Annotated in this window: 17 protein-coding genes; 7 read left to right on the plus strand and 10 right to left on the minus strand. The window is 54.3% G+C overall.

All coding sequences use genetic code 11. The features are described from left to right. Positions 1-3: 3 nt before the first annotated feature. The 7 genes from HUN04_13055 to dctP form a co-directional block, all read right to left on the minus strand. Positions 4-1032 (minus strand): ABC transporter permease subunit, encoded by a 1029-nt coding sequence (locus tag HUN04_13055; GenBank protein ID WDP90569.1) that lies wholly within the window; start codon positions 1030-1032, stop codon positions 4-6. Then, on the minus strand, positions 1026-1811 hold the full coding sequence (locus HUN04_13060) for an amino acid ABC transporter substrate-binding protein (protein WDP90570.1): 786 nt from the start codon (positions 1809-1811) through the stop codon (positions 1026-1028). Before HUN04_13060 ends, HUN04_13055 begins: the two co-directional genes overlap by 7 nt. Before the next feature lie 183 nt (positions 1812-1994). Then, on the minus strand, positions 1995-4142 hold the full coding sequence (locus tag HUN04_13065) for an LUD domain-containing protein (GenBank protein ID WDP90571.1): 2148 nt from the start codon (positions 4140-4142) through the stop codon (positions 1995-1997). Between the two features lie 3 nt (positions 4143-4145). Continuing rightward, on the minus strand, positions 4146-4751 hold the full coding sequence (locus HUN04_13070; protein WDP90572.1) for a lactate utilization protein: 606 nt from the start codon (positions 4749-4751) through the stop codon (positions 4146-4148). Positions 4752-4780: 29 nt separating this feature from the next. Beyond that, positions 4781-6124 carry a TRAP transporter large permease subunit gene (locus HUN04_13075; GenBank protein ID WDP90573.1) on the minus strand — a complete coding sequence of 448 codons (1344 nt, stop codon included), beginning with the start codon at positions 6122-6124 and terminating at the stop codon, positions 4781-4783. 11 nt (positions 6125-6135) lie between these two features. After that, the gene (locus HUN04_13080; protein WDP90574.1) at positions 6136-6630 is read right to left on the minus strand and encodes a TRAP transporter small permease subunit; all 495 of its coding nucleotides are present in this window, start codon (positions 6628-6630) and stop codon (positions 6136-6138) included. Between the two features lie 161 nt (positions 6631-6791). Continuing rightward, positions 6792-7943: a TRAP transporter substrate-binding protein DctP gene (gene dctP / locus HUN04_13085; protein ID WDP90575.1), complete on the minus strand. Its 1152-nt coding sequence runs from the start codon at positions 7941-7943 to the stop codon at positions 6792-6794. A gap of 419 nt (positions 7944-8362) precedes the next feature. Between dctP and HUN04_13090 the strand changes: the two genes are divergently transcribed. From HUN04_13090 to HUN04_13105, 4 genes are all read left to right on the plus strand, one after another. Further along, positions 8363-9763: an FAD-binding protein gene (locus tag HUN04_13090; protein ID WDP90576.1), complete on the plus strand. Its 1401-nt coding sequence runs from the start codon at positions 8363-8365 to the stop codon at positions 9761-9763. 47 nt (positions 9764-9810) lie between these two features. Beyond that, positions 9811-11103, plus strand: coding sequence for a (Fe-S)-binding protein (locus tag HUN04_13095; protein ID WDP90577.1), 1293 nt, complete (start codon positions 9811-9813; stop codon positions 11101-11103). A gap of 63 nt (positions 11104-11166) precedes the next feature. Next, positions 11167-12006 (plus strand): SDR family oxidoreductase, encoded by an 840-nt coding sequence (locus HUN04_13100; GenBank protein WDP90578.1) that lies wholly within the window; start codon positions 11167-11169, stop codon positions 12004-12006. 94 nt (positions 12007-12100) lie between these two features. Beyond that, a complete protein-coding gene (locus tag HUN04_13105; protein ID WDP90579.1) occupies positions 12101-12811 on the plus strand; it encodes a FadR family transcriptional regulator in 711 nt (236 codons plus the stop codon). Between the two features lie 114 nt (positions 12812-12925). On the opposite strand, the gene HUN04_13110 is transcribed toward HUN04_13105, so the two are convergent. Continuing rightward, the gene (locus HUN04_13110; GenBank protein WDP90580.1) at positions 12926-15082 is read right to left on the minus strand and encodes an LUD domain-containing protein; all 2157 of its coding nucleotides are present in this window, start codon (positions 15080-15082) and stop codon (positions 12926-12928) included. 3 nt (positions 15083-15085) lie between these two features. Then, a complete protein-coding gene (locus tag HUN04_13115) occupies positions 15086-15685 on the minus strand; it encodes a lactate utilization protein (GenBank protein ID WDP90581.1) in 600 nt (199 codons plus the stop codon). Between the two features lie 551 nt (positions 15686-16236). On the opposite strand from HUN04_13115, the gene HUN04_13120 reads away from it, so the two are divergent. Then, positions 16237-16944: a FadR family transcriptional regulator gene (locus tag HUN04_13120; GenBank protein ID WDP90582.1), complete on the plus strand. Its 708-nt coding sequence runs from the start codon at positions 16237-16239 to the stop codon at positions 16942-16944. Positions 16945-16976: 32 nt separating this feature from the next. Here the strand turns inward: HUN04_13120 and HUN04_13125 are convergent, their stop codons facing one another. Beyond that, on the minus strand, positions 16977-18803 hold the full coding sequence (locus HUN04_13125; protein ID WDP90583.1) for a PAS domain S-box protein: 1827 nt from the start codon (positions 18801-18803) through the stop codon (positions 16977-16979). 108 nt (positions 18804-18911) lie between these two features. Here HUN04_13125 and HUN04_13130 point away from each other — a divergent pair, with 108 nt between their 5' ends. Then, positions 18912-19340, plus strand: a complete 429-nt coding sequence (locus HUN04_13130; protein ID WDP90584.1) for a YjbQ family protein — start codon at positions 18912-18914, stop codon at positions 19338-19340. Positions 19341-19466: 126 nt separating this feature from the next. Beyond that, a complete protein-coding gene (locus tag HUN04_13135) occupies positions 19467-21020 on the plus strand; it encodes a leucyl aminopeptidase (protein WDP90585.1) in 1554 nt (517 codons plus the stop codon).

Raw genomic sequence — 21020 nt, forward strand, 5'->3', positions numbered from 1 at the left:
TCATCAGCGTTTTTCATAGGCCCCCACCTTTCGCTCAATTTTTTCAAACACCAGGGTGAACACGGTGGTGAACCCCAGGTAGATCATGGCGGCAATAATAAGTACGTTCACATTGAAATAGGTATTGAAAATCTGGTCCGCGGACCGCATCAGTTCCACCATGGCAATGGTGGACACCAGGGCCGTATCCTTGATCAGGGCGATGAATTCGTTGCCCACCGGCGGCAGGATCCGTTTGTAGGTCTGGGGCACAATGATCCGGCGCATGGCCTGGGGATAATTCATGCCCAGGGCCTTGGCCGCTTCCATCTGTCCCCCGGGGATACTCTGGATGCCGGCCCGGATGATCTCGGCCAGGTAAGCCGAATAATTAAGCCCAAGACCGATGATGGCCGCAGCAAAGGGGGTCAGGGTAATGCCTAAGGAGGGCAGGCCGTAATAGATAAAAAAGAGCTGAAGCAGCAGGGGGGTTCCCCGGAAAAACCAGATAATAAACCAGCAGCTTCCCCACAGGGGCGCAAAGGATGAAATCCGGCCCAGAGCAATGAACAGCCCCCCCACAGGGGAAATGAACATGGTACCCAGGGTAAGCCCCAGGGTCATGACCGCCCCCTGCAGCAGGGAGGGCATAAACCTGCGGCAGTCCCGCCAGAAAGCCTCGAAAAACGAGGCCTCGGCCTCGGCCAGGGAGGCCAGATAATTTTTGGCCTCGGCATGTTCCGGGAAAACGGTGAGGACCTGCTCGCAAGCGGCCCTGGCACCCTTAACATTCTCCAGGGCATGGAAGAGGGAGGCGGCCAGCATCCTGGATTTGGCAAATGCAGCCCCATCTTCTCCGGGGCCGGGCGTGGGAATGGACATGACCAGTTCAATGGCATTTTCATAGTCGCCGGAGGCAATCATGTTATCGGCCTTGAGAAAAATCTTGCCCGTATCCGGAGCCCCGGCCCATGCCGTGCCGTAAAAAAAGGCCAGGCAGGCCAGGGCCAAAACGGCCCGGACTGCCCGGCATTTAAGTATAGAAATTACCATTTTTCAGGATTGGTGATGTCGTCGCCAAACCATTTTGTGGAAATTTTCGCCAGGGTGCCGTCGGCAATCATTTCATCAATGGTTTTCTGGACCATGTTGAGCAATTCGGCGTCTGCCTTGCGGAAGGCAATGCCAAAGGGTTCCTTGGAGATATTACCGGGAAGGACCTTGAACTTGCCGATCCGTTTGGAGATAAAATGGCGGCCGGCCACATTGTCGATAACCACGGCGTCGGTACGTCCGGCTTCCAGGTCCAGAAGGGCCTTGGGGTTATCGGCATACTCTTTCACTTCCTTGGGTTTGGCCGTCATTTTCTCAATGGCCTTTACCGCGGAAGAATCCTTCTGGGCACCGACCACGGCACCTTCCAGGTCCTTGTAGGATTTAAACCGTTTTTCAGAAAACCGGACAACCGCAATCTGGCCGTCCATGATATAGGGCTTGGTAAAGGCGACTTTTTCCTGGCGTTCAGGGGTGATGGTCATCCCGTTCCAGATGCAGTCGAACATCTTGGAATTCAGGGAGTGGACCACGCCGGACCAGGCAGTGGGTTTCCATTCGATTTTGATTCCCAGGCGCCGGCCCAGTTCTTCCGCCGCATCAACGTCAAATCCCACCAGGGTGCCGTCGGCCACCCGGTATCCCATGGGCGGAAAGGAATCGTCAAGTCCGATGACCAGTTTTCCTTCAGCCTTAATCCGGTCAAAGGAAGTATCCGCGGCATATGAAAGGGAGGCCAGGCTCAGCAGGCATACAACCAATACAAAAATCTTTTTCATTTTTCCTCCAAAATTATTAAAAAAACCAGAAAGAGATATAGGAAAACCCCTAAAATATCAAGGAAATAATAAGATAAAATACAAAGGCGTTTTTCCCTGCAGGGAAAACGCCTTTGTACGTGGAGGAGAGGTCTCCTTGGAGGGGATCTTGTGTGCAGGGCAATATCCCCCCAAACTTGCAGCCTACTCTGGATAAAGCAGTTCGGACAGGTGGGCCACCTTTATGTCCCGCCCCTGTTTCAGGGCACCGCCGCGCAGCTGCATGACACAGCCCGGGCATTCGGTGACCAGAAGCTCGGCGCCGCAATTTTCCACATCATCCAGCTTCTTGGTAAGGATCTCTTTGGAAACGGAGGGGAAATTGACTGAAAAACTGCCGCCGAAGCCGCAGCAGGTTTCCTCTTCTTCTGTGGAAAGATAGTCATTGCCCGAGGCGGCAATCACCTTTTTGGGCGCCTCTTTTTCCCCCAGTCCACGGCAAAGGTGGCAGGGGGAATGGAAGGCAATCTTTTTCCCCTCGCCTGTTTTGGGCTGGATGCCGACCACATCGGCCATGAACTGGCTGTAGGAAAGCACCTTATCTGAAAACTCCGCTGCTTTGCCAGGGGCATACTCTTTTACCAGTTTGGGAGCCCCGTGCTTGAGGTGTGAGGCACAGGAGGCACAGAGGGTGACAATATAATCCACATCCTCGTGTTCAAAGGCAGAGATATTCTGCAGGGCCACATCCCTGACGGCAGCCATTTCCCCCATGCTCACGGCGGGCAGGCCGCAGCAGGTCTGTCCCATGGGAAAACTTACCCGGACGCCGGCCTCCCGAAACCCTTTCATGGCCGCTTCCAGCTGCTCGGGATAAACAAAATCCTGGACACATCCGGAGAACAGGGCAATTTTAAACGCCGGATGATCAACAGTCCTGTTTAATTTTTCAAACCGGTCCCGAAAGGGAACCTCCGCAATGGCCGGTAGCCGCCGAAAGTTATGGGCAGGGGAAAAAATCATGGGCAGGTGGCGCAGGTAGGCCGCTCCCTTTTCCTTCTGGGTCATGGGACCCTGGGCCAGTTTTGCCGTCCGCAGCAGGGTATGGAAAAGTTTCCTGTTTTTCAGCACCTTGGCTAAAAGCAGGCTCTGGAGGGGATGGCCTTCTTCATCCTGAATCCTGGCGTGGACCTCTTTGATCAGGGCCGGCAGGTCAATCCCTCCGGCGCAGATGTCTTTGCAGGCCCCGCAGTTGGTGCAGTTCTGGACCAGGTTCTTTGCATGTTCCCTGCCGTGGAAAAAATAGGTGGTGATCAGGCCGATGGCACCGATATAGATATATCCCAGCTGATGGCCGCCCACCATGCGGTAGACCGGGCAGACATTGGCGCAGGCACCGCAGCGGACGCACTGAAGGATCTGGGCGAACACCGGGTCTCTGGCTATTTTACTCCTGCCGTTGTCCAGGAAGACCATGTGCATCTCCCGCTTTCCGCCTTGGGCGGTTTTGCATTCCGAGGGCCCGGTGATCCAGGTCACATAGGAAGTGATGGCCTGGCCCGTGGCGTTTTTGGGCAGCACCTTATTAACGGCCAGGGCTTCTTTGATGGTGGGCAGCAGCTTGTCGATGCCGGCCAGGGCCACATGGACCCGGGGAAGTGTGGAAACCAGCCTTGCATTGCCCTCGTTGGTGGCGATGCCGATGGAACCGGTTTCGGCAAGCACATAATTGGCCCCGGTAATCCCCATGTCCGCCTGGACGAATTTTTCCCTCAACTCCTTTCTGGCCACCTTGACCAGGCGCTGGATTTCGGCATCCTGCTCCCTGCCGGTCACCGAAGAAAAAAGGTCGGCCACCTGGTAGCGGGAAAGATGGATGGCCGGCATGACCATGTGGGAGGGGCCTTCCTTGCGAAGCTGGACGATCCACTCGCCCAGATCCGTTTCTGTCACCTCCAGGCCCTCGTTTTCCAGCCATTTGTTCAGGTGGGTCTCCTCGGCGGTCATGGATTTGGATTTTACAATACGGCGGCAGCCGGTGTCCTTTGCAATGCCGGCAATTATTTTGTTGGCCTCTTCTGCGGTTTTTGCCAGGTGGACATGGATCCCCTTTTCTTCAGCCTTTTTTCTGAAGGCGGCCATGAGTTCTTCATTTCTGGCCACGGCATCGGCCTTGGCATCGGCCACCACCCGGATCAACTCCCGGGTATCCATTCCGGCAAAGGCATTTTCCCTGGAAGTCCGGTAAGCCACGGCAAAATTGTCCATGGCCTTTCGCAGAAATTTATTCCCCAGGGCGGCGTCCAGACGCTCCTTATATGATTTTAAACTTTCCTGCCGCTCGTCGGCCATGGTCTAGTCCTCCTCCACCAGCATGATATGCAGTTCAAGGGGGCCGTGCACCCCCAGGGCCAATACCCGCTCAATGTCGGCGGTGCGGCTGGCTCCGGTGATAAAGGCGGTGTAGGTCCCGGAGTCCTGAATCATGCCATTCAGTTCATCGGCCATTTCCAGGGCCGTGGATCTTAATTTTGACAATGGCAGAACCGCCACATGAATTTCCGACAGCATGGACGCCAGGCGTGTCTCTTCCGATGCCGAATCCAGAACCAGGGTACCGGTTTCGGCGATGCCATAGTCCGCCAGGGTAAGGCCCACATCAATGCCGCCGGGATAGCGGCGTAACCCCTCCCGTACCAAAGAAATCGTTCCGGCGCTCTCACATTTTTCAGCCAGGGAGTCAAATCCCCGTTCATCCAGATTTGGGGCGGCCATAATCCGCACCCCATGGGCTTTGGCACCCAAAGGTTCAGGGTTCTCCATCTGGGGTTCCAAGGGGGCCTTGGCCAGGCAGATATCCACAGCCTTGTCAAAGGCCGCCCCAAGGGTGGGTACCGGATAAACCCGGGCGGATACCAGGTTGGCCTTTTCCGAAAATGTCCGGGATAACGCTTTCATCATTCTCCTTTTTTAAACCATAGGTGCCCGTATCAGGCCCCGAAAAAGATGGACGGCAGCCAGGTGACCAGTGAAGGAAAGAGGCACAGCATGGCAATACTGACAATCTGAAGCAATACAAAGGGAATAATGCCCTTATATATATGCATCATGGTATACCCCTCCGGGGCAACCCCTTTGAAGTAGAACAGGGCATAGCCGAAGGGCGGCGTCAGAAAAGAGGTCTGGAGATTCACGCACATGAGCAGGGAAAACCAGAGGGGATCGAACTCCAGTTCCATGGCGATGGGCATGAACACCGGCACCGTGATCAGCAGAATGGCGGCCCAGTCGATGAACATCCCCATGATGAATACGATGCCCATCATCAGGAAGAGAATAAGCCAGCGGTTCATACCGGAACCGATGAGCAGGTCAGCCACCACGTCTCCGCCGCCCATGCTCAGGAATACGGTGGAAAAAAATTTTCCGCCGATAAAAAGCATCATGACCATGGAGGTGGTCTTAAGGGTGGCAAAGGCCGACTCCTTCAGGACCGTCATATTCAGTTTTTTATTGAAGAAGGCCAGGATCATGGCGCCCAGCGCTCCCAGGCCGGCCGCCTCCGTTGGGGTTGCAATGCCGGCAAGGATGGTGCCCATGACCGCCAGGATCAGCGCCAGGGGCGGCACCAGGGATTTAAGGGTCATGGCCCATTTCTGGGCAGCGCTATAGGCCGAGGCCTCTTCCTTTGAAATGGGGGGGCCCAGTTGGGGATTGATATTGCACCGGATGAAAATATAGACAAAGTAAAGACCGGCCAGCACCAGGCCCGGGAAAATGGCGCCGGCAAAAAGGTTCCCCACCGAGGTCTCCTTCATCCCGGTGAGCCCGCCGTAGACAACCATCATGATGGACGGCGGAATCAGAATCCCCAGGGTGCCCGAAGCGCAGATAATGCCCGAGGTCAATTCTTTCTGGTATCCCTTACCGATGAGGGCCGGGGTGGCCAGAAGCCCCATGGCCACAACAGAGGCACCGATGATGCCGGTGGTGGCCGCAAATACCGTACAGACCACCACAACGGCAAGCCCAAGGCCCCCTTTGATGCCGCCCAGAACCACATAAAGGGATTCGAACAGGGCATCGGAGACCTTGGAACGGTCCAGGAGCTGGGCCATTAATATAAATAACGGGATGGCCACCAGGGTATAATTGTTCATCAGCCCCCAGCAATTATTGACGAACATTTCAAAGAGTGCGGGAATGGCAAAGCCGTTGTCAATGAGGCCGAAGAGGGTGGCCACCGCCGCCAGGGTATAGGCCAGGGGGTGCCCGAAGGTGATGGCCACAATCAGGGTGGCGAACATGGCCACTGTCATGAATTCAAGACTCATGGGAAATTTCCTTAGTTTTTAAGTGCGTTGATATCTTTTAGAAGATTTGCAATGCCCTGGATCAGAAGAAAGGCAAAGCAAAGGGCCATGAGAATTTTCAGGGGCCAGATGGGCGGCGCCCAGGAGGTGGAATTCACCTCTGCGCCCATGGTGGAAACATAGGCGAATTTAATGGACCAGATGGTCATGCACCCAATCACCGGCATGAAAAAGACCAGGTTGGTGAGTATCCTTAAAAAGGATTGGACCCTTTCAGGGGCCAGGGTGGTAAAAATATCAACTTTCACATGGCCGTCATAGACATCGGTGTAAGCCAGCCCGAACATATAATGGAGGCCGTAAAGAAAGGTGGTGGCTTCAAACCCCCAGGTGGTGGGGGAGTTGAACGCATACCGCATAAACACCTCATACACCACCACAATAAGCAGCGGATAAATGAGAAGAGAGGTGATATCCCCCTCTTTTCTGACGATGCTTTCCAGCTTGTTTGACAGGGTTTCCAGCATGGGAACGTCCTTTATCGCAAAAATGTTTGCTTAGAAATCAGGCCCGGCAGCCCTTTGTTATACCGGGATTATTTTTGTCACAGGCTGCCGGGCCTCATTTTCAGGACCTCAGGCCGCCACAGGATACGGCAACACCCCGTATCCTGTGGCCGGATGGTCGCTTATTCGTAAGTTTTTCCGCCAATATAGGTTTCATAAGGCCATGGAGCAGCGCCGCCCCTTGCCTCTCTCCAGTCGGCATAGTCTTTGATGAATGCTTCCTGGGAATCCATCACCTTTTTCACGTCGGGATACTTGGCTTTAACGGAATCGATATACTTTTTGGCAACTTTTCTGAACTCAATCCGGGTGGCTTCGTCCATGTGGACGAATTCAACCTTTTCCTTGAACAGACGGATGGCCTTGGCGTTCAGGGAGTTGATCCAGTTGTAGCTCCACAGTTGAGTCTCCTTGGCGCAGATATCAACGATCCATTTCAGGTCTTCGGGGAGTTTTTCATAGGCGTCTTTGTTGAAGAAAAGGGCACACTGGATGCCGGGCTGGTGGACGCCGGGTTCAATTACATATTTGGTGATTTCATCAAACCCCATGGGATAGTTGATGGCCGGTGAGGAGAATTCCGCCGCATCAATCACACCGCGTTCCAGGGCCAGGTAAACTTCGCCGCCGGGCAGGGGGGATACGGAAGCGCCCAGGTTGTTCATGATATCCATGAACCAGCCCGGGGTTCTCAGGCGCATGCCTTTGAAATCTTCCATTTTGGTGGCTCTTTTATTGGAGAACAGCCCCATCTCCTGGCCGCACTGGCCGCCGGGAAGGGCAAAGAGATTGAACTTGCCGTAGATTTCCTGCATCATTTCGAGCCCGCCTTTTTCATAGAGCCAGATGTTGTATCCTTCTGCATCAAGGCCGAAGGGGACAGAGGCAAAGGCGACAAAGGCCTCGTTTTTTCCCTTCCAGTAACCGGGCCAGTCATGACCGACCTGGGCAGCGCCCTGGCTTACGGCGTCAAAGCTCTGCATGGCCGGGACCAGTTCGCCGGCGGAAAAGGGTTTGATATCCAGGCGGCCGGCTGAGGCCAGGCGGACGGAATCTGCGAAATGGGTGGCAATATCGTAGAAGAGAAGGCCCTTGGACCAGGGCATGACCATTTTCCATCTGATTTTTTGGTCTGAGGTTTTGAACTTTACCCGTTTTGCGATCTTATGGCGGGGGTCTTCACCGAATTTTTCACGTTTGCCGGCATAGGCGCTTGTACAGATAAAAGAGAGTGCCACCAGGCAGGTTAACAGAATCGTCAATCTTTTTTTCATCTTTTCCTCCATCCTTTAATTTGCCTCAAGGTAAAAACTTTATAAAAGACCTGGGATTTGAGTCTTCCCAAACCCCAAAAACACTCGCATAAAACCTGCATTCCTCCTTTCCCGGAGCCGTGAATCACGGGTATTCCAGCAAACCAATCGTCCTATGGCAGAGATAAAATCACATCGCTTTTCTTGGTATGACCAATATTTAAGATCCATATTTTTCATTTGTCAAGAAAAAAATTATTTTGTTTGTTTTTTGCTGTCGGTTCTGCTATAGATTTTTTATCCTATAAAATCAAACGGTTTTACCATTTTAAGCGTCACGCTTCCGGAAAGGTCGTACCTCCCCCGCCATTCCGGAAAAAACGGCAGCAGAAAGCCGGCTAAAAATTGGTCTTACCAATGACAGATAAGAGAGGAAAACTATGATCGACCCGTCCATCGTCACCAGGTTCAACGAAATCCTCGGCCAGGAAAATGTGCTGACCCAGAAAGAAGACATGCTGACCTATTCCTACGATGCGGCCGTGCTTGATGCACAGATGCCCGCAGCCGTCGTGATCCCCGGCAGCACCGAGGAAATTGGCGAGATTGTTAAGATATGCCATGAGCACAGGCTAGCCCTGACTGTCCGTGGGGCCGGGACCAACCTGTCCGGGGGCACCATTCCGGAGGTCGGCGGGATTGTCCTTTCCACCGGCCGGCTCAACAGAATCATAGAGATCAACGAGGCTGACATGTATGCCGTGGTCCAGCCCGGCGTTGTCACGGCGGAACTGGCTGCGGCTGTGGAGGCCAAAGGGCTGTTCTATCCACCGGATCCCGGGTCCCAGGCAGTCTCCACCATCGGCGGCAATGTGGCGGAAAACGCAGGGGGCCTGCGGGGCCTAAAATACGGGGTTACCAAGGATTATGTCATGGGGCTGCGATTCTTCGACGCAAGGGGCAATTATGTAAAAACCGGATCGCGCACCGTAAAATGCGCCACCGGGTACAATATCACCGGATTGATGGTGGGGTCAGAAGGCACCCTGGGGGTGCTGGATGAAATTACCCTCAAGCTGATCCCGGCCCCCCAGGCCAGGAAGTCCATGGTGGCAGTGTATAATACCATTGAAAAGGCATCGGAGACGGTGGCTGCCATCATTGCGGCCCGAATCGTTCCGGCCACTCTGGAAATCCTGGACAATTTCACCATCAGGGCGGTGGAAGACTTCTCCGGAGCTGGTCTGCCGGTGGATGCGGCCGCCCTGCTCCTCATCGAGGTGGACGGCCACCCGGCGGTGGTTGAAGAAGAAGGGGAAAAAGTGGAAGCCCTGTGCAAAAAACTGGGGGCCGCCTCCGTCAATGTGGCCCGAACCGATGAAGAGCGCGACAAAATCTGGGCGGCCCGGCGTTCGGCCCTCTCGGCCCTGGCCAAGCTCAAACCCACCCTGGTCCTTGAAGACGCCACCGTCCCGAGGAGCAGGATCCCGGATATGGTGCGGGCCCTCCAGGAGATCGCCGCAAAATACAAAATCGACATCGGCACCTTCGGCCATGCCGGGGACGGCAACCTCCACCCCACCATTCTTACGGACAAGCGGAACACAGCAGAATTCCACCGGGTGGAAGCGGCCATTGAGGAAATATTCGACAAGGCCCTTGCCATGGGCGGCACCCTTTCCGGGGAGCACGGCACCGGACTTGCCAAGGCGCCTTTCCTGGAAAAAGAGGCGGGATATTCCTCCATCCTCTTTTCCCGTCAGCTCAGGAAGGCCCTGGACCCGGACAACATTCTTAACCCGGGCAAAATAACCGGGGTTTCCGAAACCCCATCAAACTGATAAAAGAAGTTCGACTCAATGATGACGTACAAACAGGTAAATTAAATATGTCAAATATGAATGAACTGGCCAATCTGGTCAAAGAACTTGAAGAGCAGCTGGTGACCTGCATCCGGTGCGGCATGTGCCAGTCGGTCTGCCCCCTGTTCGAACAGACCCGGAAGGAATCGGATGTGGCCCGGGGGAAACTGGCCCTGCTCACCGGACTCATGGATAATATCTTTTCCGACCCCGACGGTGTGGATGAACGGCTCAACCGCTGTCTCCTTTGCGGCTCATGCGCCGCCAACTGCCCCTCCGGGGTCAATGTCCTTGAGATCTTCATCAAGGCCCGGGCCATCCTGTCCGAGTACAAGGGGCTCTCGCCGGCCAAACAGATCATCTTCAAAAAGATGCTGGCCAATCCCGGCACCTTCGACACCCTGGTGGCCTGGGCCGGAAAATTCCAGGGACTGTTCACCAAACCGGATAAAAATGCCCAGGGCACCTCCTGCGCCCGCCTGGTCTCCCCCCTGCTTTCGGACCGGCATTTTCTGCCCCTGGCATCCACCCCTTTCCACAGGGAGATACCGGATCAGGGGCTGAGGAAATCGGGAAAAAAAATGAACGCCGCCATCTTCACCGGCTGCCTCATCGACAAGGTCTTTCCCAATATTGCCAGGGCATCCATCAAGGTGCTGGACCACCACGGGGTGGGCGTGACCATCCCTTCCGGCCAGGGATGCTGCGGCATCCCCGCCCTGGCCTCGGGGGACCGGGAGACCTTCACCCGGCTGGTGGACCACAACCTGGCCCTATTTGAAAAGGAAAAATTCGACGTATTGGTCACGGCCTGCGCCACCTGCACCTCCACCATCAAAAAACTCTGGCCCGCCGTATACAAGAATCCCGACTCGGGCATAAAACAACGACTGGAAGCCCTTTCCCGGAAGACCATGGACATCAACCAATTCCTGGTGGACAGGGTGGCACCGGAACTGGGAGACGCCCAAGGGAGCCGGGCCGGGGAAACCGTAACCTACCACGACCCCTGCCATTTGAAAAAATCCCTGGGAGTGGCGGCCCAGCCCAGGCAGCTGATCCGGGCGGCCGGCCTCAACCTGGTGGAAATGGCAGGATCGGACAAATGCTGCGGCATGGGCGGCAGCTTCAACGTCTACCATTACGATCTTTCCGCCTCCATCGGAAAACTCAAGCAGCAGAACATTGCAGACACCGGATGCACCACCCTTTCCACCGGCTGCCCAGCCTGCATGATGCAGATTTCAGACATGCTGGCCAAGGCCGGGACCAATATAAGAGTGCGCCATCCCGTAGAACTCTACGCGGAGACCATTTAGCCACGCATAAAACGCGGGGAGCAGGGCAATGCTCCCCATAACCCATACTGAAGGAGGGCGGCAATGGATATCAGGGAACCTGAAATTACCAAACAAGAGATTCTGATGCTGGACGACCCGGATTTCTGCAGGGAAAACCTATGCATTGTCAGCGGATGCGGCACCGGTATCGGCCGGGCAGTCTCCATTGCCGCCGCAGCCAACGGCCTCAAGGTGGTGGGCCTGGATATCAACCCAGAGGAGGGGGAAACCACCCGCAAAAAGGCGGCCGCCCTAGGTGGGGACATGGAATTTATTCATACCGACATCACCGACGACTCTGCAGTGGAATCCGCCGTGGCCAGGGCCGCAGATATGGGCCGGATCCGGTATCTGGCAAATGTCGCCGGAATCCAGCACATCGATGCCGTGGAAAATTTTCCCATGGAAACCTACGACCGTATGCAGAAAATCATGCTCAGGGCCCCATTTCTTCTGTCCCAGCTGACCATCCCCCACATGAAAAAATCAGGGGACGGATGCGGCGTTATTGCCAATATGGCCTCTGTCCACGCCCATATCTGCACAAAAAACAAACCGGTTTACAATATTACAAAATTCGGCCTTCGGGCACTGAGCCAGTCCATTTCAGCAGAAGGGGAAGGAAAGATCCGCTCCTTTACCGTGAGCACGGGCTTTGTCAAAACCCCACTTGCCCTGAACCAGATCGGGGCCCAGGCCGAACAGCGGGGCATCACCCCGGAGCAGGTGGTCACCGATGTGATGATGGGGGCCTCACGGATCAAGGAAATGATGGCCCCGGTGGAGGTGGCCAATCTCTTTGTCCACGGATTTTCGAAATTTGCCAAATACCTGGTGGGCGGCGACCTGCTTTTTGACGGCGGCATGGTCCTGACCTATTAAGCCGGCGCCGGCATTGAAAAACTCTTGATATACGGGAGGGAATGGTTAATACTGTCTGGCTTGAAGAAATAAATACAAGAATACGATTAGGATTATGACAATACCCATAAAGCCCATAAAGCCCAAACGGATCTCGGATCAGGTCTTTGACCAGATCAGGGAATTGATTTACCGGGGTAAGCTTAAACCCGGTGAAAAACTGATGACCGAAAGGGAACTGGCCCAGGCCATGGGGGTCAGCCGCACAACCATACGGGACGCCATCCAGAGACTGGCCGCCATGGGGCTGATTGTGCAGAAGCAGGGACAGGGCACCTTTGTCAAAACCGTGGACGAGACAATGGACACCCCCCTGGCCAAAGCCATGGAAGCCCAGGATGCCTCGCTGAAAGACCTTCTTGAAGTCCGCATGGGCCTTGAGTGCAACGCTGCGGCCCTGGCGGCCAAACGGGCCGATGCAACCGATATCACAGCCCTGAACCAAAGCATCATTGAGATGACCGAAGAGGTCAACTCCGGCCGCCTGGGCACCGAAGCGGACACCGCCTTTCACATGGCAGTCGCCTATGCCGCCAAAAACCCCCTGCACATCCTGATCATGCGGAATTTCTACGACTACCTTTTCCACGGGATCAAGGAAAACCTGGCCAGCCTCTACGAGGAACCCGGCAACATAGATGAAATTCTCAAGCAGCATCAGGCAATTCTGGAGGCCATTAAGGGACGGGACCCGGCCAAAGCCTATGCCGCCATGAGGGAACACATCGGGTATGTCATGAGATTTTTTAACGACAAGGCCGTATAGGCCTGCTCCGGAATGAAAAAAGGCGCTTTCCCTGAAGGGAAGGCGCCTTTTTTAATGTTCCCCCAGCCGGACAAACCGGTCAGATGCCAGGCAAAGGGGAATTTTTATTCACCCCTATTCAGGGTAAAGCAGCTCGGCCAGATGGGCCACCTCAAGCTTGCGGCCCTGTTTCAAGGCCCCGCCCCTCAACTGCATGACGCAGCCCGGGCATTCGGTGACCAGGAGGCCGGCTCCGGATTTTTCCACATCATCCAGTTTCTGGGTGAGAATTTCATTGGATACCGCCGGGAAATTTACTGAAAAACTGCCCCCGAACCCACAGCAGGTCTCTTCTTCGGCCGTGGGTACATAATCGCTGCCAGATGCGGCGATCATCGCCTTGGGCGCCTCTTTCACCCCCAGCCCCCGGCAGAGGTGGCAGGGGGAATGGAAGGCTGTTTTCCTTGCCGGTCCGCTCCTGTGACCGGATTCAATACCCACCACTTCAGCCATGAACTGGCTGTATGAAATCACCTTATCAGCAAAAGCTGCGGCCTTTTGGGGCGCATAATCCTTTACCAGCTTAGGTATGCCGTGCTTGAGGTGGGAGGCGCAGGAGGCACAGAGGCTGACGATATAGTCCACATCCTCGCACTCAAAGGCCTCGATATTCTGAAGGGCCACGTCCCGGGCGGCTGCGGTTTCCCCCATGCTTACGGCGGGCAGGCCGCAGCAGGACTGGTCCATGGGGAAGGAGACCTGGACGCCGGCTTTCCGGAACCCCCTCATGGCCGCTTCCAGCTGTTCTGGATAGACAAAATCCTGAACACATCCGGAGAAAAGAGCGATTTTATATTCCGGTTTATCCACAGGCCTGTTCAATTTGGCAAAACGGTCGCGGAAGGGCGTTTCCGCCACTGCCGGCAGCCGCCTGAAATTATGGGCCGGGGAAAAAATCATGGGCAGGTGGCGCAGGTAGGGCACGCCCTTTTCTTTTTTGGTCATGGGGCCCTGGGCCAGCTTTGCCGTCCTCAGCAGGGTGTGGAACAGCTTCCTGTTTTTAAGCACCTTGCCGAGCAGCAGGCTCTGGAGGGGATGGCCTTCTTCATCCTGGATTCTGGCATGGACTTCCTTTATCAGGGCCGGCAGATCAATGCCTCCGGCGCAGATGGCCTTGCAGGCCCCGCAGTTGGTGCAGTTCTGGACCAGGTTCTTTGCATGCTCCCTGCCGTGGAAAAAATAGGTGGTGATCAGGCCGATGGCCCCGATGTAGATATGGCCCAGCTGGTGGCCGCCCACCATGCGGTAGACCGGACATACATTGGCGCAGGCCCCGCAGCGGACGCATTGGAGGACCTGGGCGAATACCGGGTCTTCAGCTATTTTGCTCCTGCCGTTATCCAGGAAGACCATGTGCATCTCCCGCTTTCCGCCCTCGGCGGTTTTGCACTCCGAGGGCCCGGTGATCCAGGTCACATAGGAGGTGATGGCCTGACCCGTGGCGTTTTTGGGCAGCACCTTATTCACGGCCAGGGCTTCTTTCATGGTGGGCAGCAGCTTGTCGATGCCGGCCAGGGCCACATGAACCCTGGGCAGGGTGGAGACCAGCCTTGCATTGCCCTCGTTGGTGGCAATGCCGATGGAACCGGTGTCCGCAACCACAAAATTGGCGCCGGTGATGCCCATGTCGGCCTGGACAAATTTTTCCCTCAGCTCCTTTCTGGCCACCTTGACCAGGCGCTGGATTTCTGCGTCCTGTTCCTTTCCCGTCACATCGGAAAAAAGATCGGCCACCTGGTAGCGGGAAAGATGGATGGCCGGCATGACCATGTGGGAGGGGCCTTCCTTGCGGAGCTGTACAATCCATTCCCCCAGATCGGTTTCAGTCACCTCCAGGCCATCGTTTTCCAGCCATTTGTTCAGGTGGATCTCCTCGGCGGTCATGGATTTGGATTTTACGATGCGCTTGGAGCCGGTCTTTTTTGCAATTTCTGCAATAATCCGGTTGGCATCCTCTGCAGTCGCAGCGATGTGGACATGGATCCCTTTTTCTTCTGCTTTTTTTCTGAAAGCGGCCATGAGCGCTTGGTTACGGAGGACGGCATCGGCCTTGGCATCGGCCGCCGCCCGTATCAGGCCCTCGGTATCCATGCCGGCAAAGGCATTTTCCCGGGACGCCCTGTAGGCCACGGCAAAATTATCCATGGCCTTGCGCAGGAATTCATTATCCAGGGCTGAATCCAGCCTTTTTTTATAGGCGCTTAAATTTTCAACGGACTGATTACCTGACATGGCTTACTCCTCCTCCACCATCATGATGTAAAGTTCAAGGGGACCGTGAACCCCCATTGCCAGAACCCGCTCAATATCGGCAGTCCGGCTGGCACCGGTGATAAAGGCAGTATAGGAACCGGAATCCTCAAGCATTTCCCTGAGTTCTTCTGTCATTTCAAGGGCTGATGGTTTAATCTTTGACTTGGGCAACAGGGCCACATGCACTTCCGAAAGCATCGAAGCCAGACGGGTCTCTTCGGAAGCAGAATCCAGAACCAGGGTGCCGGTTTCGGCAATACCGAAATCCGTGAGGGTTACCCCCACATCAATGCCGCCGGGGTAACGGCGCAGGCCGTCCCGGACCAGAGAAATATTGCCGGCGGTTTCGCACTTTTCAGATAATGCCGCAAAAAGGTCTCCGTCCAGATTTGGGGCCGCCATGATCCGCATATCATTGGACAGATCTGCTGCATTTCCCATCTCCATCTGGGGTTCCAGGGCCGCTTTGCCCAAACAGATTTCAACGACCTTGTCAAAAGCCGCCGCCATGGTCGACACCGGGTAGACCCGGGCCGAAACCAGTTTCGCCTTTTCCGTAAATTCTTCTGCTAAATCTTTCATTGCCTGCCTCCTCGGCAGCCTCCTTTTTTAAATCATAGAACCAGCAAACCAAATTGTCAGAAATCAGAAATAAGAACACCATTGCCCATTTGGTATGACCAATGTATACAAACCGAAATCAATATTTGTCAAGGAAAAAGCTTTTTTATTGGTTATTTATTTTTTCATCATGATTATGGTATAATCTCTATTAAATCAGGCAAATCCATATTTGACACCCCATAACAGGAAATAGGTAGTACCAATTTGACAACAAGTAAAACAGCACCGAATACGACCCAATCTTAAAAATTGGTATTACCAAATATATTTCCCTGTCCGCCAGTGCCTCCGGGGATGAGTAAGGGGCAAATGATATGGTGCCGCCAATAGCTACGGCGGCTGAAGGGCCGTACCGCCAAGGCGGCAGCTCAGGCATGGTTAGACTTCGGGTTAAACTATTCAAACGCCAGCTATTTTTAAAAAAATATATACTTTTATGGTTACCCGTGATGATATGTTTACATATGAATTATTTAGAAACGACGCCTAATAAATAGAATATAATTATTATGACAATCTCCATAAAGCCCATAAAGCCCAAACGGATCTCCGACCAGGTCTTTGACCAGATCAGAGAATGGATCTACAGGGGAAAACTGAAGCCCGGGGAGAAATTGTTGACGGAACGTGAACTGGCCCAGGCCATGGGGGTCAGCCGGACAACCATCCGGGATGCGGTCCAGCGCCTTGCAGCCATGGGGCTGATTATCCAGAAACAGGGCCAGGGCACCTTTGTAAAACCCATGGAAGGCCCCATGTCCGGTCCCATAGCCAGGGCAATGGAAACCCAGGACGCGTCCCTTGAAGAGCTCCTTGAAGTCCGTATGGGCCTGGAGTGCAATTCAGCGGCCCTGGCAGCCCGGCGGGCGGATGAGGCGGATATATCAGCCCTGGAACAGAGCATCATTGAGATGGAAGAAGCGGCCGATTCCGGCCACCTGGGTGCGGAAGCGGATACCGCCTTCCATATGGCCCTGGCCTATGCTGCAAAAAATTCCCTGAACATCCTGATCATGAAAAACTTCTATGACTACCTCTTCCACGGCATCAAAGAGAGCCGCATCGGCCTATATGAGACACCCGGCAATATTGAAGAGATCATCAAACAGCATAAGAATATCCTGGATGCCATCAAGGAACGTGATCCGTCCCGGGCGTTTTCGGTCATGAAAAAGCACATTGAATTTCTAATGGAGTTTGTAAAAGGGAGAGCCTGACATCACCCGGGGGTTAATTTTCCACCCAAGGACTAATCCCCGGTTTTGCCCTTTTTCATTTTCTGATACCAGCTTTCATTTCCGTACAATTCATCTGAGCATTGCGGGCAGAGGCTGTGGCTGAAAGAGGCCTCGGAGTGCTCCTGGATAAAATTCTCCAGGATATTCCAATAGCCCTTATCGTCCCTGATTTTCTTGCATTTAGAGCAGATGGGAACGATTCCCCTCAGGGTTTTGATCTCGGCAAGGGCATCCTGGAGTTCACCGATGAGGTCTTCCCTTTCCGATTCCATCTTTTTCTGTTCGTTGATGTCCGTCAGAACGATGCGGAACCCTTTTACCTGGCCGTCTTTTATTATTGGGGAGGCGTTTAAATAGACCCAGAATTCCTTTAGGTCTTTTGAGAGCATCCTGTATTCAGTGGGGGAAACAGACTGCCGTTGGATTCGTTCCTGGAGCCGCCGGGCCGCCCGATCCCGCTGCTCGGGGCAGACCCGGTCCAGGCCGTTCATCCCCAATGCAATATCGACTTGATCATAGCCGAACATCTTCATTCCCATGCGGTTCATATAGGTGATATTGACCGCTTCATCGGTTTCCACAACGGCACCGGGCAGAAGATCCGCCATTTCCCTGAACCGCTCTTCGCTCTTTTTGAGGGCCGCTTCCATCTCTCTGCGCTGGGTGACATCCCTAAAAATGCCCACCAGGAGCTTATCCTCTCCGATGGTCAGGAGAACGGTATTTATATCGGCATAAAATACGCTACCGTTTTTCCGCTTCACAGGGATGTCGGGCGCAATTTTTATTTCCTGCCTGGCCTGTTTTTTAAAGACCCTTAACACATCGGGCAGTTCCTGCTCAGGATGGATGTCATGGACGGAACGGCTGAAAAGCTCTTCCTTTGAATATCCCAGCATGCGGCAGATCACATTGTTGGCCATTACAAATGTCTTTTTTTCCGAATGGGCCACAAGTATGCCGTCATTGGCGTCATCAAAGATGGCTCTGAAACGGGCCTCGCTCTCCTGGAGCGCCCGCAAGGATTCTTTTTTTTCGGTAATATCCAGAACCGTTCCGATCAACCCCGCAATCCGTCCCTTCTTGTCCATAAATACGGATTTATCAAAAATCACATCCCTGATCTCTCCCCGGGCGTTCTGGACCTGGGATTCATAACGCTGAGTGCCTCCGGATTCAAACAGGGCCTCATCTTTGGCATGATAAATTTCTGCAAGTGCCTCCGGATTGATATCGAAGACGGATTTCCCGATCAACGCCTCTCTTTTTTGTCCGAAAAAAGATTCAAAGGCATCGTTAAATCCCTGGTACCGCCCCGCCCTGTCTTTGTAAAATACCGGAACGGGCAAGGCGTTAATCAGAGACAAGATGAATTGTTCGGCCCCTTTTTTCTCCTCTTCCGCCTGCCGCCGTCTGGTGATATCAACCACCATGCCCTCATGGGCAATAATATTCTGCATCGCATCACGGATGCTCCGGGCACTTTCCGATACCCAGAGGATCTGTCCGTCCCGGCGTTGTATGGGATATTCAAAATTCTCAATCTTCCCATGTTTTTCCATGACACGGGTAAACCGCCCCCGATCCGATGCATTTGAAAATAATTGCACCGCAATATCCGAAACATTATCCAGCACGGCCTGGGGAGAATCATACCCGAGCATTTCGGCAAACGCCTGGTTTATCCAGATAAAACGCCCCTCCGGCGTACTCCGGTAAAACCCGACCGCCCTGTTTTCCATGATGCGGGTCAGGGAGATGCCGTCATCCGCGGAGCGTTCAGATTCCAGTTCGCGGATCCGGGCTTCAAGTGCTTCATAGGTCGGTTTTTTTGTCATTGCATTCCCCATGGGTTGTCCATTACGATATCCTACATCAAGCATGGGTCCCATACAAAGAAATATTGTCCCTTTACGAATCTTTTCAATGCTGGTATGTCACTTGTCATGAATTCCCTTAAAATCGCTGCCCATACTGTAAGCCGTGAAATGGACGCCGGACCGGATATCTGCGATATCACGGAGGAACTTAACGCCCTGGTATACGATTCAGGCATCACCACCGGTATCCTGCACATTTTTGTCCCCGGCTCCACCGGCTCGGTCACGGCCATTGAGTATGAAACAGGGGTGGTGGAGGACCTGAAGCGGGCTATCAATGAACTGGCTCCGCCGGACCGGCTCTATGACCATGAGCTGGCCTGGCACGACGGAAACGGGCACAGCCATATCCAGGCGGCCATCCTGGGTCCATCCCTCTCCGTACCCGTGAGAGAGGGGCGCCCGGCCCTGGGCACCTGGCAGCAGGTGGTGGTCATCAACCATGATCTGGGCCCCAGAACCCGGAAAATAGAAATCACACTCACCGGTACCTGACCCGATCACAAAAACTGAAATATCTGCGCCCCACGCCCCATTGAAATTTTCTTTTGCCGACCCATCTTCTATGGTAGATTTACTGATTACAGATAGTTTCTTTCATACCATAGCAAAGGGGACTCCATGAAAAAGAACCGTATCACGACAACCAACAAAGCTGCTGAAACCTTTAAAACTGATCTGCTCATTTATCCTGCGGTGGAAGTGAAAGATAAGGCCCCCCTCTGTGACAAAGCCGTCCAGGCCCAGGTTAAAAAAGCATATGAACTCAAAGACTTTACCGGGAAAGCCGGGGAGGAACTCTTATTCTACCCGGCCGGCAGTTCAAAAACGGCGGCCAAAAGAATCCTGGTCCTTGGGCTGGGAACCGTAAACAAGGAGAAAGACCAGGCCCTGGCCCTGGATATGCTCAGACAGGGCGGCGGCAGCATGGCAAAGGCAGCGGCAAAAACAAAGGCAAAGGAAATCGTCGTTGCCCTGCCCGCCCCAAAACACCTTGCCCCGGGAATTTCTGACCTTCCCACGGCCGCGGAAATATTTGCCGAAGGGATCATCCTGGGGGATTACCGCTTTGTCAAATACAAGGAAACCACCAAAAAAAAGGATGACTATCCCGGCCTTACGGCTTTAAGATTCGTATGCAAAGAAGAACTGGCCGCCGTACGGACAGGGGTGCAAAAAGGGAAAAACGCGGCCTTTGCCGCCTGCGCCGCCCGGGACATGGCCAACGAGCCGGGCAACGGCTGGACCTCGGCGGATTTTGCAACCTGGGCCAAGGCCCTGGCCAAAGAAACGGGCCTTTCCTACCGGTGCATCGAAAAAAAGGAGATGGTCCAGCTGGGCATGGGCGGGATCCTGGGGGTGAATCAGGGGTCTTCTGTGCCGCCCCGGCTGGTGATCCTGGAATATCAGCCAGAAAAGAAAAGCGAAACCATCCTTCTGGTGGGCAAGGGCCTCACCTTTGACTCCGGCGGCATCAGCATCAAGCCCTCGTCCGGTATGGAAGATATGAAATACGATATGTGCGGCGGAGCCGCCGTGCTGTCGGCTATGGCCGCGGTGGCCGAGGAAAAACCCGACGTGGGTGTGGTGGCCCTGGTGCCGGCAACGGATAATATGTCCGGGGCCAATGCCATGCACCCCGGAGACATCATCCGCCACTTCAACGGGGTGACCTCGGAAATTATCAATACCGACGCCGAAGGCCGGCTCATCCTGGGAGACGCCCTGGCCTACGGCATTAAAACCTACAAACCGGACTGCGTTATCGATGCCGCCACCCTCACCGGCGCCGTGATCATCGGCCTGGGCCACCATTACACCGGCCTGGTATCCAACAACGACGAACTGGTCAAGCAGGTTCAAGCGGCCGGCAGCACAGCAGGCGAACCGGTTTGGCGGCTGCCGCTGGATAAAAACTATAAAAAACAGATCGAATCCAAGGTGGCGGACATTAAAAACACAGGAGGCCGGCCCGGCGGCACCATCACGGCGGCGGCCTATCTGTCCAATTTCGTGGACAACACGCCCTGGGCCCACCTGGATATCGCGGGGACGGCCTGGGATTTCACTGAAAAGCCCTATATCCCCAAAGGACCTTCGGGAACCGCCACCCGGACATTTATCAACCTGATCCGGAACTGGAAGACCGGCCGGGTAAAACCGGATAAAAAATAA

Source organism: Desulfobacter sp. (assembly GCA_028768525.1).
In the GTDB taxonomy this organism is placed as follows: Bacteria; Desulfobacterota; Desulfobacteria; order Desulfobacterales; family Desulfobacteraceae; genus Desulfobacter.

Coding starts and splice junctions, on each gene's coding strand:
- HUN04_13055 (WDP90569.1), bottom strand. CDS start 1,032: ATGGTAATTTCTATACTTAAATGCCGGGCAGTCCGGGCCGTTTTGGCC.
- HUN04_13060 (WDP90570.1), bottom strand. CDS start 1,811: ATGAAAAAGATTTTTGTATTGGTTGTATGCCTGCTGAGCCTGGCCTCC.
- HUN04_13065 (WDP90571.1), bottom strand. CDS start 4,142: ATGGCCGACGAGCGGCAGGAAAGTTTAAAATCATATAAGGAGCGTCTG.
- HUN04_13070 (WDP90572.1), bottom strand. CDS start 4,751: ATGATGAAAGCGTTATCCCGGACATTTTCGGAAAAGGCCAACCTGGTA.
- HUN04_13075 (WDP90573.1), bottom strand. CDS start 6,124: ATGAGTCTTGAATTCATGACAGTGGCCATGTTCGCCACCCTGATTGTG.
- HUN04_13080 (WDP90574.1), bottom strand. CDS start 6,630: ATGCTGGAAACCCTGTCAAACAAGCTGGAAAGCATCGTCAGAAAAGAG.
- dctP (WDP90575.1), bottom strand. CDS start 7,943: ATGAAAAAAAGATTGACGATTCTGTTAACCTGCCTGGTGGCACTCTCT.
- HUN04_13090 (WDP90576.1), top strand. CDS start 8,363: ATGATCGACCCGTCCATCGTCACCAGGTTCAACGAAATCCTCGGCCAG.
- HUN04_13095 (WDP90577.1), top strand. CDS start 9,811: ATGTCAAATATGAATGAACTGGCCAATCTGGTCAAAGAACTTGAAGAG.
- HUN04_13100 (WDP90578.1), top strand. CDS start 11,167: ATGGATATCAGGGAACCTGAAATTACCAAACAAGAGATTCTGATGCTG.
- HUN04_13105 (WDP90579.1), top strand. CDS start 12,101: ATGACAATACCCATAAAGCCCATAAAGCCCAAACGGATCTCGGATCAG.
- HUN04_13110 (WDP90580.1), bottom strand. CDS start 15,082: ATGTCAGGTAATCAGTCCGTTGAAAATTTAAGCGCCTATAAAAAAAGG.
- HUN04_13115 (WDP90581.1), bottom strand. CDS start 15,685: ATGAAAGATTTAGCAGAAGAATTTACGGAAAAGGCGAAACTGGTTTCG.
- HUN04_13120 (WDP90582.1), top strand. CDS start 16,237: ATGACAATCTCCATAAAGCCCATAAAGCCCAAACGGATCTCCGACCAG.
- HUN04_13125 (WDP90583.1), bottom strand. CDS start 18,803: ATGACAAAAAAACCGACCTATGAAGCACTTGAAGCCCGGATCCGCGAA.
- HUN04_13130 (WDP90584.1), top strand. CDS start 18,912: ATGAATTCCCTTAAAATCGCTGCCCATACTGTAAGCCGTGAAATGGAC.
- HUN04_13135 (WDP90585.1), top strand. CDS start 19,467: ATGAAAAAGAACCGTATCACGACAACCAACAAAGCTGCTGAAACCTTT.